This is a genomic window from Streptomyces albireticuli (assembly GCF_021228125.1).
In the GTDB taxonomy this organism is placed as follows: Bacteria; Actinomycetota; Actinomycetes; order Streptomycetales; family Streptomycetaceae; genus Streptomyces; species Streptomyces albireticuli.
Genome location: NZ_JAJQQS010000002.1, coordinates 151,494 through 165,080 on the forward strand (window position 1 = coordinate 151,494; position 13,587 = coordinate 165,080).

Consider the following 13,587-nt stretch of genomic DNA (forward strand, 5'->3'; position numbering starts at 1 on the left):
GGCTCAGTTCTCCTGGGGGGCGAGGGCACGCACGGTGCGGGACGGGCTGGGGCGGCCGAGCCGGTCGGCCATCCACACGCTGGTGGCGGTGAGCAGGCGGAGGTCGACGCCGGTGTCGATGCCGAGGCCGTCGAGCATCCACACCAGGTCCTCGGTGGCGAGGTTGCCCGTGGCGCTCTTCGCGTACGGGCAGCCGCCGAGGCCGCCCGCGGAGGCGTCGACGGTGGTCACGCCGTGCCGGAGCGCGGCGAGGGTGTTGGCCAGGGCCTGGCCGTACGTGTCGTGGAAGTGCACGGCCAGCCGGGCGGTGGGCACGCCGGCCGTGCCGAGCGCGGTGAGCAGGGCGCCGACGTGGCCGGGTGTGGCGACGCCGATGGTGTCGCCGAGGCTGAGCTCGTCGCAGCCGAGGTCCATGAGGCGGCGGGCGACCCGTACGACGCCCTCGACGGGGACGGGGCCCTCCCAGGGGTCGCCGAAGCACATGGAGAGATAGCCGCGCACACCGGCGCCGGCCTCCTTCGCCCTGGCCACGACCGGGGCGAACATGTCCAGCGACTGGTCGACCGTGCGGTTGAGGTTGGCCTTGGCGAAGGACTCCGTCGCGCTGCCGAAGACCGCGACCTCCCGGGCGCCCAGGGCCAGGGCGCGGTCCAGGCCGCGCTCGTTGGGCACCAGGACCGGGAGGCGGGCGGCGACGCCGTCGAGCATCGGGAACAGCCGCTCGGCGTCGGCGAGCTGCGGCACCCACTTCGGGTGCACGAAGCTCGTCGCCTCGACGGTGCCGAGGCCGGCGGCGGCGAGCCGGCGGATGAACTCCGCCTTCACCTCCACCGGTACGACCGTCTTCTCGTTCTGGAGGCCGTCGCGCGGGCCGACCTCGTGGATCCGGACGCGGTCCGGGAGGCCGGGGTCCGGTACGGGCATCGGCAGTCCGTCGATCATGATTCCTCCCGCGGGGTGACGACGGCCAGGACCTGGTCCATGGCGACCGTGGTGCCGGCGGTGACGTCCAGCTCGGTGACGGTGCCGTCGTGCGGGGCGGAGATGACGTGCTCCATCTTCATCGCCTCGACGACGAGGAGGCTCTGACCGGCGGCCACGGTGTCACCGACGGCGGCCTTGACGACGGTGACGGTGCCGGGCATGGGGGCGGTGAGCGCCCCGGCGTGCGCGGCGCCGGACCCGCCCAGGGCCTCGACGGGGTCGTGGTCCTGGAGGTGCCAGGCGTCACCGTCCCGCCCGAGCCAGGTGCCGGCCGGGCCACGGGCGTGGGTGAAGGTGTGGGTGAGGCCGTTCAGCTCGATGGTGAGCGTGGTGGGCGTGAGCCGCACGATTCGCGCGGGGGCGGGGTTCTCCCCGGGCGCCGGGGCGGGAGAGCCCGTGCCGAGGCCGGGGGACGTGCCCGTGCCGGGCCCGGCGGGCGTGCCCGCAGCTAGCCCGGCGCCGGGTTCCCCGGATCCCTCCGGGGCCGCGAGCCCCTCCGGCAGGGCGACCTCCATGCGGGACCCCGTCCCGCGCACCCGTACCGTCACCGGGTCCTGACCCGGCGCCCGTACGTGGTGGAGGGTCCACGCGGGCTCGCCGCCCAGGCGCCAGCCCGTCGGGACGGAGAAGGGGTCCACCCAGGCGCCCGGCCCCTCGGAGGAGGCCACCGGCGCCAGTCCCGCCTGCCGGAGCAGGCCCGCCGCCGCGTACACCTCGGCCGGGACGGACGTCCGCACCAGCGACGCCGCGTCACGGTCGACGAGCCCCGTGTCCAGGGCGCCGGAGACGACGGACGGGTGCGCCAGCAGCCGCCGCAGGAAGCCCACGTTGGTGTCGACGCCCAGGACGACCGTCTCCGCCAGCGCCGCCCGCAGCCTGCGCAGCGCGGTCGGGCGGTCCGGGCCGTAGGCGATGACCTTGGCGAGCATCGGGTCGTAGGCCGTGCCGACCTCGGTGCCTTCCGAGAGGCCCGAGTCGACGCGGACGCCGTCGCCCGCGGGCTCGCCCAGCAGCCGCACCGCGCCCGCCGACGGCAGGAAGTCGACCCGCTCACCGGTCACCCGGGCCGTCTCCGCGCAGACGCGCGCCTCAACGGCGTGCCCGGTGAGGGTGACGTCCTCCTGAGCGAGGCCCAGCCGCCCGCCGGCGGCGACCCGCAGCTGCCACTCGACCAGGTCCAGGCCGGTGACGAGCTCCGTCACGGGGTGCTCCACCTGGAGGCGGGTGTTCATCTCCATGAAGTAGTACGCGGAGGGGTCCTCGCCGGGGACGATGAACTCGACCGTGCCCGCGCCCGTGTAGCCGCAGGAGCGCGCCGCCTGCGCGGCGGCCTCGCCCATCGCGGCGCGGGTGGCCTCGTCCAGGAGGACGCTGGGCGCCTCCTCGACGATCTTCTGGTGGCGGCGCTGGAGCGAGCACTCGCGCTCGCCGAGGTGGAGGACGCCGCCGTGCCCGTCGGCCAGCACCTGGATCTCGATGTGGCGCGGCCGGTCGATCCAGCGCTCCACGAGCAGGGTGTCGTCGCCGAAGGAGCCGCGCGCCTCCCGCCGGGCGGCGGCGATCTCCTCGCCCAGCAGGGCCTCGTCCCGGACCAGCCGCATGCCCTTGCCGCCGCCGCCCGCCGAGGGCTTGAGCAGGACGGGCATGCCGATCTCCCGGGCGGCGGCGGTGAGCTGGGCGTCCGTCAGCCCGCTGCCCGAGGAGCCGGGCACGACGGGCACGCCCGCCGCGCGCACCGTCTCCTTGGCGCGGATCTTGTCACCCATCAGCTCGATCGCCCCGGCGGGCGGGCCGATGAAGACGAGCCCGGCGGCCTCGCAGGCGCGGGCGAAGGCGGCGTTCTCGGCGAGGAAGCCGTAGCCGGGGTGCACGGCCCGCGCGCCCGTGCGGGCGGCGGCGCCGAGGAGGCGCTCCACCGACAGATAGCTCTCGGCCGCGGCCGCCGGGCCGATCCGGACGGCGGTGTCGGCCTCCCGGACGTGCCGGGCGTCCGCGTCGGCGTCGCTGAAGACGGCGACCGAACGGATGCCGAGCTTCCGGAGCGTACGGATCACCCGGACGGCGATCTCGCCGCGGTTGGCGACCAGGACGGTGTCGAACACTGTGTGCATCCCCCTACATCCGGAAGACGCCGTAGCCGGGCGCCATGGGGTCCTTGGCGGGCAGCGGCGCGTTCGCGCACGCCGTAAGGGCGAGACCGAGCACGGTCCGGGTCTCCAGCGGGTCGATGACCCCGTCGTCCCACAGCCGCGCGGTGGCGTAATAGGCGCTGCCCTGCGTCTCGTACTGCTCCCGGATCGGGGCGCGGAAGGCGTCCTCCTCCTCGGCGGCCCACTTCTCGCCGCGCGCCTCCAGCTGGTCCCGCTTGACGGTCGCGAGCACCGAGGCGGCCTGCTCGCCGCCCATCACCGAGATCTTGGCGTTGGGCCACATCCACAGGAAGCGCGGCGAATAGGCGCGCCCGCACATCGAGTAGTTGCCCGCGCCGTAGGAGCCGCCGACGACGACCGTGAGCTTGGGGACGCGGGTGCAGGCCACCGCCGTCACCATCTTGGCGCCGTGCTTGGCGATGCCGCCCGCCTCGTACTGCCGGCCGACCATGAAGCCGGAGATGTTCTGGAGGAAGAGCAAGGGGATGCCGCGCTGGTCGCACAGCTCGATGAAGTGCGCGCCCTTCTGGGCGGACTCGGCGAAGAGGATGCCGTTGTTGGCGACGATGCCGACCGGGTGGCCGTGGATCCGGGCGAAGCCCGTCACCAGGGTCTGCCCGAACTCGGCCTTGAACTCGGCGAACCGCGAGCCGTCCACCAGGCGCGCGATGATCTCCCGCGCGTCGTAGGGCGTGCGGGGGTCGACGGGCACCGCGCCGTAGAGCCCCGCGGGGTCGACGGCGGGCTCCTCCACCGGCTCCACCGGCCAGGGCGGCGCGGCCCGCCCGGGGAGCGTCGAGACGATGGTGCGGACGATCCGCAGGGCGTGCGCGTCGTCCTCGGCGAGGTGGTCGGTGACGCCGGAGACCTTGGAGTGGACCTCGCCGCCGCCCAGCTCCTCCGCCGTGACGACCTCGCCGGTGGCGGCCTTCACCAGCGGCGGGCCGCCCAGGAAGATGGTGCCCTGGTTCCGCACGATCACGGCCTCGTCGCTCATCGCCGGGACGTAGGCGCCGCCGGCCGTGCAGGAGCCGAGCACCGCGGCGATCTGCGGGATGCCCGCGCCGGACATCCGGGCCTGGTTGTAGAAGATCCGGCCGAAGTGCTCGCGGTCGGGGAAGACCTCGTCCTGCATCGGCAGGAAGGCGCCGCCGGAGTCCACCAGATACAGGCAGGGCAGCCGGTTCTCCAGGGCCACCTCCTGCGCGCGCAGGTGCTTCTTCACGGTCATCGGGTAGTACGTGCCGCCCTTGACCGTGGCGTCGTTGGCGACGATCACCGTCTCGCGGCCGGAGACCCGCCCGATCCCGGCGATCACCCCGGCGGCCGGCGCGGCGCCGCCGTACATCCCCTCGGCCGCCAGGGGGGCCAGCTCCAGGAACGGCGAGCCCGGGTCCAGCAGGGCGTCCACCCGGTCGCGCGGCAGCAGTTTGCCGCGCGCGGTGTGCTTCTCCCGGGCCCTCTCGCCCCCGCCCAGCCGGGCCGCGGCGAGCCGCTCCCGCAGCCCCGCGGACAGCTCGCGGTGAGCGGCCTCGTTGGCCCGCCAGGCGTCGGACGCCGGATCGGCGGCGCTCCCCAGCGCCGGTGCCTGCTGCATGTACTCGAGCTCCCTTGCTCGGTTAATGAGCGTTAACACATTTCCTTCAGGTTAACGACCACTAACGCCGCTGTCTAGAATTACTTTCGTGACTGACGTAGCGACCCGCACCTCGACCGCCGCCCCCACCCGCCGGGAGCGGATCCTCCAGGAGGCCGCGCGGCTCTTCGCCGAGCGCGGTTTCCACGGCGTGGGCGTGGACGAGATAGGAGCGGCGGTCGGCATCAGCGGCCCCGGCCTCTACCGCCACTTCGCCGGCAAGGATGCGATGCTCTCGGAGCTCCTGGTGGGCATCAGCGAGCGGCTCCTCGCGGGCGGCCGGGAGCGGGTGGCGGCGGCCACCGGCGGGGGCGGCGGCCCGGCGGCCGTGCTGGACTCGCTCGTCGACGGGCACATCGACTTCGCCCTCGACGACCGCGCCCTGATCACCCTCCACGACCGCGAGCTGGGCCAGCTGAGGGACACCGACCGCAAGCTGGTGCGCTCCCTCCAGCGCCAGTACGTCGAGCTCTGGGTCGAGGTCGTGCGCGCCCTGCACCCCGGCGCGGGCGAGGCGGAGGCCCGGGCCGCCGTCCACGCCGTCTTCGGGCTGCTCAACTCCACCCCGCACCTCGGCCGCCCCGGCGCCCTCCCGGGCCGCGACGCCACCGCCGCCCTGCTGCGCAGGCTGGCGCTGGGGGCGCTCGCGAGCCTCACCGGAGGCGCGGAGGAGTGACCTGCCGGTGATCCGCGCACTCTGGACAGCCGACATGACCCCCGGGTAACTTGCCGCCTGAGCGAGCGCTTAGACATGTCCGGACGGGCATGCGCGACGAGGGGGCAGGATGCGTCGGACCGTGTACAACGAGGACCACGAGGCGTTCCGGGAGACCATCCGCGACTTCATCGCCGCGGAGGTCGTGCCCGTCTACGACGAGTGGCGCGAGGCCGGCGCCGCGCCCCGCGACTTCTACAAGAAGCTCGGCGAGCTCGGCGTCTTCGGCATCGAGGTGCCCGAGGAGTACGGCGGCGCCGGCGAGAGCAGCTTCAAGTTCCAGGCCGTCGTCGCCGAGGAGTGCGCCCGCGCGGGCGTCAGCTTCGGCGGCAGCAGCGTCCACACCGCCCTCTGCCTGCCCTACCTCCTCACGTACGGCACCGAGGAGCAGAAGCGACGCTGGCTGCCCGCCTTCGTCTCCGGCGACATGATGACCGCCATCGCCATGACCGAGCCCGGCACCGGCTCCGACCTGGCCGGCATGAAGACCACCGCCAAGCTCTCCGAGGACGGCACGCACTACGTCCTCAACGGCGCCAAGACCTTCATCACCGGCGGCGTCCACGCCGACCGCGTCCTGGTCTGCGCCCGCACCGCGCCGCCCACCCCCGAGGACCGCCGCTCCGGCATCTCCATCCTGGTCGTCGACACCACCTCCGAGGGCTACGCCGTCGGCCGCAAGCTGGAGAAGCTCGGCCTGCACTCCTCGGACACCGCCGAACTCTCCTTCACCGACGTCAAGGTGCCCGTCGGGGACCTCCTCGGCGAGGAGGGCAAGGCGTTCGGCTACCTCGGCCACAACCTCCCGCAGGAGCGCCTCTACATCGCCGTCGGCGCGTACGCCCAGTCGGCCGCGGCCGTCGAGTTCGCCAAGGCGTACTGCCGGGACCGCACCGTCTTCGGGCAGTCCGTCGCCGCCTTCCAGAACACCAAGTTCGTCCTCGCCGACTGCAAGGCCGAGGTCGACGCGATGCAGGCGGTCGTCGACCGCGCCCTGGAGGCCCACGACGCGGGCGAGCTGTCCGCCGCCGACGCCGCCTCCGCCAAGCTCTTCACCACCGAGCGGGCCGCCGTCGTCATCGACAAGTGCCTCCAGCTGCACGGCGGTTACGGCTATATGATGGAATATCCGATAGCCCGCCTCTACGCGGACACCCGCGTCAGCCGCATCTACGGCGGCACCAGCGAGGTCATGCGCTCCATCATCGCCAAGTCGATGGGCCTGTAGACGGCGCGCGATGAACGAATCCCTCCAGGACCTGCTCGACCTCCTCGACCTCGAACGGATCGAGCGGGACATCTTCCGCGGCACCAGCCGCCCCTCCGTCGTGCCGCGCGTCTTCGGCGGCCAGGTCGCCGCCCAGGCCCTGGTCGCCGCCGGCCGCACCGTCCCCGCGGAGCGGCTGCCGCACTCGCTGCACGCCTACTTCCTGCGCCCCGGCGACCCCGGCGCGCCCATCGTCTACACCGTCGACCGGATCCGCGACGGACGCTCCTTCACCACCCGCCGGGTGGTGGCCGTCCAGCACGGGCAGCCGATCTTCCACCTCTCCGCGTCCTTCCAGGCGTACGAGGAGGGGATGGAGCACCAGGAGCCGATGCCGTCGGCGCCGGACCCGCTCTCGCTGCCCACCGCCGCCGAGATGCTGCCCCGCCACGCCCACCGCTTCGTCGACCCGGAGGTCGCGCAACGGCTGTCGGACGCGCGGGCCGCCGTCGACCTGCGCTACGCCGACGAGCCCCCGTTCGCCAGCGTGGGGGAGCCCCGCGAGCCCAAGTCGCAGGTGTGGTTCCGGACCAACGGCAAACTGGCGGACGACCCGCTGCTGCACGTCTGCCTGGTCACCTACGTCTCCGACATGACGCTCCTGGACTCCGTGCTGCTCGCCCACGGGCGTGGCGGCTGGACGGTCGGCGACGTCGTCGGCGCGAGCCTGGACCACGCGATGTGGTTCCACCGGCCGTTCCGCGCCGACGAGTGGCTGCTGTACGACCAGGAGAGCCCCACCTCGCAGGGTGGCCGGGGCCTCGCCAGGGGCCGGATCTTCACCGAGGGCGGGCAGCTGGCCGTCTCCGTCATCCAGGAGGGAGTGATCCGGGTGCCGCGCCCCCGGGAGGGCTCCTGACCGGCCGTCTCGCACCCCCGCGCCCGCCATCTCCCCGGTAGGATCGGCGGGTTGTCGCACGGGGCGGCGGGGGAGAGGGGCACACGATGGGCGGCACGACTACCGGAAGGCCGATAGCGGGGGCCTTCCGGGCCCTGCTCCTCGTCGGCGGCGTGCTGCTGATCGCCGCCGCGATCGTCCTGGGATTCTTCCTGCACGGCCGGATCCTCGACATGGTCGGCACCGCCCGGCTGGTGAGCGGCCTCGCCCTGCGCACAGGTGAATTCGCCGTGCTCTCGGCCGGCGCGTGGTGCGCGGTCCGGGGCTGGAACGGGCGGATGGACTGAGCCGGATGGACTGAGGCGGAGGGACCGAGGCGGCCTCGGGCGGAGGGGAAGCCCCTCCGCCCGGCCCGGCTACGCCCTGAGACCCGCCGCCTCCAGCAGGTACGCCGTCATCGGCTCGTAGTACCGCGGGTCGACGACGTGGTCGTCCATCGGCACCGCCACCTGGAGCGTGCCCTCCGCCTCCGCGAGGAACAGCGCCGGGTCGTTGCAGTCCGCGTAGCCGACGGCGTCGATGCCGCGCTGGGCCGCGCAGCCCGCCCAGCCGTGGTCGGCGACGACCAGCTCCGGTAGCGGGCGGCCCTCCCGCAGCAGCCCGTCGAGGATCGCGGTCATCGGGTGCGGCGAATGGGTGTGCCAGAGCGTCGCCCCGCCCTCGTACACCGCGACGTCCGCGAACTGCACGACGCAGCCGTCGTCCGCCAGCAGCCCGCCCGGGATCCGGACGACCTCGCAGCCCGCCGCGCGCAGCGCGTCGGCCGTCAGCCGGTGCACGTCCAGCAGCGCGCCCGGGTGGCCCGTGGCGAACAGCACCCGCCGCCGGCCCTCCGCCGCCTTGCGCAGGACGTTCGCCATCCGGTCCAGCGCGTCGACGGTCAGCTCCGGGTCGATGGTGTCCTGCCCGGCCCGGTGGTCGAGGTCGTCGCTCACCCCGCAGCGCTCCGCCATCACCGCCAGCACGTCCTGCTCGTCCGTCCAGCGGTCGCCCAGCTCCAGGCCCAGCCAGTACCGGCGGTCGCCGTTCGCGAGCCGGCGGTAGTGATCGAGGTTGTTCTCCCGGGGGGTCGCCACGTCCCCCGCGATACGGGTCCGGACGAGGTGGTCGATCAGTTCGGCGCGACTGGGTGCGTGGCTGGGTATCGGCATGCGGCTCATTGTCTCCCCCGAGAGCGCTTCGCTGGACGTCGTGTCCATATGGCGGGGCCGGACTCACGGATACGTACATGTGCGGAATCCGCCGCCCTGCCTACCCTCGGGTACGTCCAGCAAGGCCGACGCCGCGTTGGTACGACCGTAACGCGTCCGTGATTTCGAGAGGCTTCCGCATGACCCCCCAGAACGGCTCCGCCCCCCGTGAACCGCGCGGCCCGGTCGACTCCTCCCGCATCCCGCGCTACGCCGGCCCCGCCACCTTCGCCCGCCTGCCGCGCCTGGACGAGGTCGGCACGACGGACGTCGCCGTCGTCGGCGTGCCGTTCGACACCGGTGTCTCCTACCGCCCCGGCGCCCGCTTCGGCGGCAACGCCATCCGCGAGGCCTCGCGCCTGCTGCGCCCGTACAACCCGGCCCAGGACGCCTCGCCCTTCGCCCTCGCGCAGGTCGCGGACGCCGGTGACATCGCCGCCAACCCGTTCAACATCGACGAGGCCGTCGAGACGATCGAGGCCGCGGCCGACGACCTCCTCGGCACCGGCGCCCGCATGATGACCCTCGGCGGCGACCACACCATCGCCCTGCCGCTGCTGCGCTCGGTCGCCAAGAAGCACGGCCCCGTCGCCCTGCTGCACTTCGACGCGCACCTGGACACCTGGGACACCTACTTCGGCGCCGAGTACACCCACGGCACGCCGTTCCGCCGGGCCGTCGAGGAGGGCATCCTCGACACCGAGGCGCTCTCCCACGTCGGCACGCGCGGCCCGCTGTACGGCAAGAAGGACCTCACCGACGACGAGAAGATGGGCTTCGGCATCGTCACCTCGGCCGATGTGATGCGCCGTGGCGTCGACGAGATCGCCGACCAGCTGCGCCGGCGCGTCGGCGACCGCCCGCTGTACATCTCCATCGACATCGACGTCCTGGACCCGGCCCACGCGCCCGGCACCGGCACCCCGGAGGCGGGCGGCCTGACCTCCCGCGAGCTGCTGGAGATCATCCGCGGCCTGTCCTCCTGCAACCTGGTCTCCGCCGACCTGGTCGAGGTCGCCCCGGCCTACGACCACGCCGAGATCACGTCCGTGGCGGCCTCGCACGCGGCGTACGAGCTGACGACGATCATGTCGCGGCAGATCGCGGCGTCGCGCGGCTGACGTCCCGGACCCTCCGGCCCTTCCGAAGGGCCGGGGAGGGTGCCGGTTCGTTCCGGCGGCCCGGGACACCACGCGCGGCGGACACGGTTCCGGCCCGCGCGTCAAAGGCACGTCAGGCCCGGGCCGCCGGGCGACAAGGCCCCGTAAGGACACGGAAACACACCGTGTCCGAACGGTTGGCTGGGGTGATCACCCACCTCCGTCGAAGGCCACGCCGTGCCCCTGCACCTGCTCCCCGACCAGGACGTCACCCCGCCGCGCCCGGCCGCCCCGCCCCCGCCCGGCCGGGGCCGGCGGCGCCACCGCCAGGTGGCCGGCGGCGCGCTCGACCCCAAGCTGCTGATCGCCTCCCTCCCGGACGCGGTCCGCAAGCTGCGCCCCCGGGTGATGGTCAGGAACCCGGTGATGTTCGTCGTCGAGGTGGGCGCCGTGCTCACCACGCTCTCCGCGCTGCTCGCCCCCTCCGTCTTCGCCTGGCTGATCGGCGCCTGGCTCTGGCTCACCGTGGTCTTCGCCAACCTCGCCGAGGCCGTCGCCGAGGGCCGCGGCAAGGCACAGGCGGAGTCGCTGCGCCGGACCCGCTCCGGCACCGTCGCCCGCCGGCTGCGGCGCTGGCGGGTCGGCATGGACCGGCGCGACTGGGAGGAGGAGCGGGTCCCCGCCTCCGAGCTCTCCCCGCAGGACTTCGTGGTCGTCGCGGCCGGTGAGACGATCCCCGGCGACGGGGAGGTCGTCGACGGTGTGGCGTCCGTCGACGAGTCCGCCGTCACCGGCGAGTCCGCGCCCGTCATCCGCGAGGCGGGCGGCGACCGCTCCGGTGTGACGGGCGGGACGAAGGTGCTCTCCGACGGCATCGTCGTCCGGGTCACCTCCCGCCCCGGCCACACCTTCCTCGACCGCATGATCGCCCTGGTCGAGGGCACCACCCGGCAGAAGACCCCCAACGAGCTGGCCCTGAACATCCTGCTCGCCTGCCTCACCGTGATCTTCATCCTCGCCGTGGTCTCGCTCCAGCCCATGGCCGCCTGGGCCGGCGCCCCGCAGACGATCACCGTGCTGGTCGCCCTGCTGGTGACGCTGATCCCCACCACGATCGGCGCCCTGCTCTCCGCCATCGGCATCGCCGGCATGGACCGGCTCGTCCAGCGCAACGTCCTCGCCCTGTCCGGCCGGGCCGTCGAGGCCGCCGGCGACGTCAACACCCTGCTCCTCGACAAGACCGGCACCATCACCCTCGGCAACCGGCAGGCCACCTCCTTCGTGCCCGTCCAGGGCGTGCCGCACGACCTCCTGGCCGACGCCGCCCAGCTCGCCTCCCTCGCCGACGAGACCCCCGAGGGCCGCTCGATCGTCGGCCTCGCCCGCCGCCACGGCATCGACCACGACGCCACCGACTTCGCCCACGGCCGCTTCGTCCCGTTCTCCGCGCAGACCCGGATGAGCGGTGCCGACTTCGCGTACGAGGGCGACTTCCTCCGCATCCGCAAGGGCGCGGGCGCCGCCGTCACCACCTGGGTCAACCGGCGCGGCGGCCGGGTCCCCGCCGAGGCCGGCTGGATCGTCGACTCCATCGCCGCCGGCGGCGGCACCCCGCTGCTCGTCGCCGTCGAGGACCGGGACGGCGCCCGCGTCCTGGGCGCCGTCCACCTCAAGGACATCGTCAAGCCCGGCATCGCGGAGCGCTTCGCCGAGCTGCGCGGCATGGGCATCAGGACCGTCATGGTCACCGGCGACAACCCGCTGACGGCCAAGGCCATCGCCGCCGAGGCCGGCGTCGACGACTACCTCGCCGAGGCCACCCCCGAACACAAGCTGGCCCGGATCCGCGAGGAGCAGGCGGGCGGCAACCTCGTCGCCATGACCGGCGACGGCACCAACGACGCCCCCGCGCTCGCCCAGGCCGACGTCGGCGTCGCCATGAACTCAGGCACCTCGGCCGCCAAGGAGGCCGGGAACATGGTCGACCTGGACTCCGACCCCACCAAGCTCATCCAGATCGTCGAGGTCGGCAAGCAGCTCCTGATCACCCGTGGCGCGCTCACCACCTTCTCCATCTGCAACGACGTCGCCAAGTACTTCGCGATCGTCCCCGCGATGTTCGGCGGCGTGGCCGGCTACGAGGGCCTGGAGAAGCTCAACGTCATGGGCCTGCACAGCTCCACCTCGGCCATCGCCTCCGCGATCATCTTCAACGCCCTCGTCATCGTCGCCCTGATCCCGCTCGCCCTGCGCGGCGTCCGCTACGCCCCCGCCGGGGCGCACGCGCTGCTGCGGCGCAACCTCGGCGTGTACGGGCTGGGCGGGCTCGTCGCGCCGTTCGCCGGCATCAAGCTCATCGACCTGCTGATCCAGTACCTCCCCGGGATCTGACGCGGCCGGGCCGGGCCGGACCGGGACGGGCGGCGCGCGGGCCCGCACCGGAAGTTCCCGCGGGCGTCCCCGTGACGCCGCCGGAAGTCTTCCCGGCCCCGTCACCGGCCCCCTACCGTCGGCCCCAGCCGGACCAGGGCCGTACCGGGAGGGGTTATCGTGCGCATCCGACCCACGCTCGCCACCGTCACCGCCGTCGCGCTGCTGGCGGCCGCCCAGGCGCCCGGCCCGGCCGCCGCGGCGCCGCCCTCGCGGGCCTGCTCCCCGCACGTCCGGATCGACGGCTACGGCGACGGCCTCGACAAGACCGCGTTCGACGGCTCCTACGTGGGCAACCTCTCCGCCCTCGCCGCCGACACCGACGGCACGGTCGCCGCCCTCTCCGACCGCTCCCGGCTCTTCGCCCTGGACGTCCGGCGGGGACCCACCGCCGCCCGGCCCGTACGTGCCCGGGCGCTCGCCGACGAGCGGGGCGGCGCGGTCGACGCCGAGGCCCTCGCCGTCGACCGCGACGGCACCCGGCTGGTCGCCTCCGAGACCGAGCCGTCCGTCCGCCGGTACGCCCGCGACGGGACCCTCCTCGGGCGGCTGCCCGTCCCCGGCGCGCTGCGGCCCGCCCCGGCGGGCCGGGCCCTGCCCAACCAGACCTTCGAGGGCCTCACCCTCCGGCCCGGCGGCCGGAGTCTCCTCGCCGCGATGGAGGGTCCGCTGGCAGGTGACGGGCGGACGGTCCGGTTCCAGACCTGGGAACGCTCCCGTACGGGCCCGGGCGCCCCGGAATTCCGGCTCGGCCGGCAGTACGGCTATCCGGTCGACCCCGGCCTCGGCGTCTCCGAGGTCACGGAGGCGGGGGACGGCCGGCTGCTCGTCCTGGAGCGCGGGTTCACCCCCGGGACGGGGAACACGGTACGGCTCTACGTCGCGGACGCGCGCGGCGCGAGCGACACCTCCGGCGTCGAGACGCTCCCCGGCGGCCCCGGCACCCGGCCGGTCCGCAAGCGGCTGCTGGCCGACCTGGGGGAGTGCCCGTCCCTGGGCGCCCCGGCGAAGCAGCCGCAGACGAATCCGCTGCTGGACAACATCGAGGGACTCGCGGTCCTGGGCCGGGCCCGGGGCGGGCGCCTGCGCCTGCTCCTCGTCAGCGACGACAACGAGAGCGTCCGCCAGACGACGCGGCTGTACGCGCTGACGGCGCGGTTGCCGTGACGTCCGGGGCCCGGCCCTCGCGGTTCCGCGGCCACCGCTGCGCGGGGCTT

Annotated in this window: 11 protein-coding genes; 7 read left to right on the plus strand and 4 right to left on the minus strand. The window is 74.0% G+C overall.

What is annotated here, in order from left to right; all coding sequences use genetic code 11:
• Positions 1-3 precede the first annotated feature (3 nt).
• The 3 genes from LUZ64_RS00900 to LUZ64_RS00910 are packed head-to-tail and all read right to left on the minus strand — an operon-like array spanning position 4 to position 4,731.
• The gene (locus tag LUZ64_RS00900; RefSeq protein WP_095579629.1) at positions 4-942 is read right to left on the minus strand and encodes a hydroxymethylglutaryl-CoA lyase; all 939 of its coding nucleotides are present in this window, start codon (positions 940-942) and stop codon (positions 4-6) included.
• Positions 939-3,086: an ATP-binding protein gene (locus LUZ64_RS00905; RefSeq protein WP_095579630.1), complete on the minus strand. Its 2,148-nt coding sequence runs from the start codon at positions 3,084-3,086 to the stop codon at positions 939-941. Before LUZ64_RS00905 ends, LUZ64_RS00900 begins: the two co-directional genes overlap by 4 nt.
• A gap of 13 nt (positions 3,087-3,099) precedes the next feature.
• Positions 3,100-4,731: a carboxyl transferase domain-containing protein gene (locus LUZ64_RS00910; protein ID WP_095579631.1), complete on the minus strand. Its 1,632-nt coding sequence runs from the start codon at positions 4,729-4,731 to the stop codon at positions 3,100-3,102.
• 88 nt (positions 4,732-4,819) lie between these two features.
• Between LUZ64_RS00910 and LUZ64_RS00915 the strand changes: the two genes are divergently transcribed.
• The 4 genes from LUZ64_RS00915 (at position 4,820) to LUZ64_RS00930 (ending at position 7,937) form a co-directional block, all read left to right on the plus strand.
• Positions 4,820-5,446 carry an SACE_7040 family transcriptional regulator gene (locus LUZ64_RS00915; RefSeq protein WP_095579632.1) on the plus strand — a complete coding sequence of 209 codons (627 nt, stop codon included), beginning with the start codon at positions 4,820-4,822 and terminating at the stop codon, positions 5,444-5,446.
• Positions 5,447-5,555: 109 nt separating this feature from the next.
• On the plus strand, positions 5,556-6,713 hold the full coding sequence (locus tag LUZ64_RS00920; protein ID WP_095579633.1) for an acyl-CoA dehydrogenase family protein: 1,158 nt from the start codon (positions 5,556-5,558) through the stop codon (positions 6,711-6,713).
• A gap of 10 nt (positions 6,714-6,723) precedes the next feature.
• Positions 6,724-7,611, plus strand: a complete 888-nt coding sequence (gene tesB / locus LUZ64_RS00925) for an acyl-CoA thioesterase II (RefSeq protein WP_095579634.1) — start codon at positions 6,724-6,726, stop codon at positions 7,609-7,611.
• A gap of 86 nt (positions 7,612-7,697) precedes the next feature.
• Positions 7,698-7,937 carry a hypothetical protein gene (locus LUZ64_RS00930; protein ID WP_095579635.1) on the plus strand — a complete coding sequence of 80 codons (240 nt, stop codon included), beginning with the start codon at positions 7,698-7,700 and terminating at the stop codon, positions 7,935-7,937.
• A 69-nt stretch (positions 7,938-8,006) separates the two neighbouring features.
• Here the strand turns inward: LUZ64_RS00930 and LUZ64_RS00935 are convergent, their stop codons facing one another.
• Complete coding sequence (locus LUZ64_RS00935) at positions 8,007-8,801, minus strand: phosphatase (RefSeq protein WP_095579636.1); 795 nt, start codon at positions 8,799-8,801, stop codon at positions 8,007-8,009.
• 179 nt (positions 8,802-8,980) lie between these two features.
• Here LUZ64_RS00935 and speB point away from each other — a divergent pair, with 179 nt between their 5' ends.
• From speB to LUZ64_RS00950, 3 genes are all read left to right on the plus strand, one after another.
• Positions 8,981-9,961 (plus strand): agmatinase, encoded by a 981-nt coding sequence (gene speB / locus LUZ64_RS00940; RefSeq protein ID WP_095579637.1) that lies wholly within the window; start codon positions 8,981-8,983, stop codon positions 9,959-9,961.
• A gap of 216 nt (positions 9,962-10,177) precedes the next feature.
• Positions 10,178-12,331, plus strand: coding sequence for a potassium-transporting ATPase subunit KdpB (kdpB, locus tag LUZ64_RS00945; protein WP_372472015.1), 2,154 nt, complete (start codon positions 10,178-10,180; stop codon positions 12,329-12,331).
• Between the two features lie 159 nt (positions 12,332-12,490).
• Positions 12,491-13,537, plus strand: coding sequence for an esterase-like activity of phytase family protein (locus LUZ64_RS00950; RefSeq protein WP_095579638.1), 1,047 nt, complete (start codon positions 12,491-12,493; stop codon positions 13,535-13,537).
• The last annotated feature ends 50 nt before the right edge of the window (positions 13,538-13,587 follow it).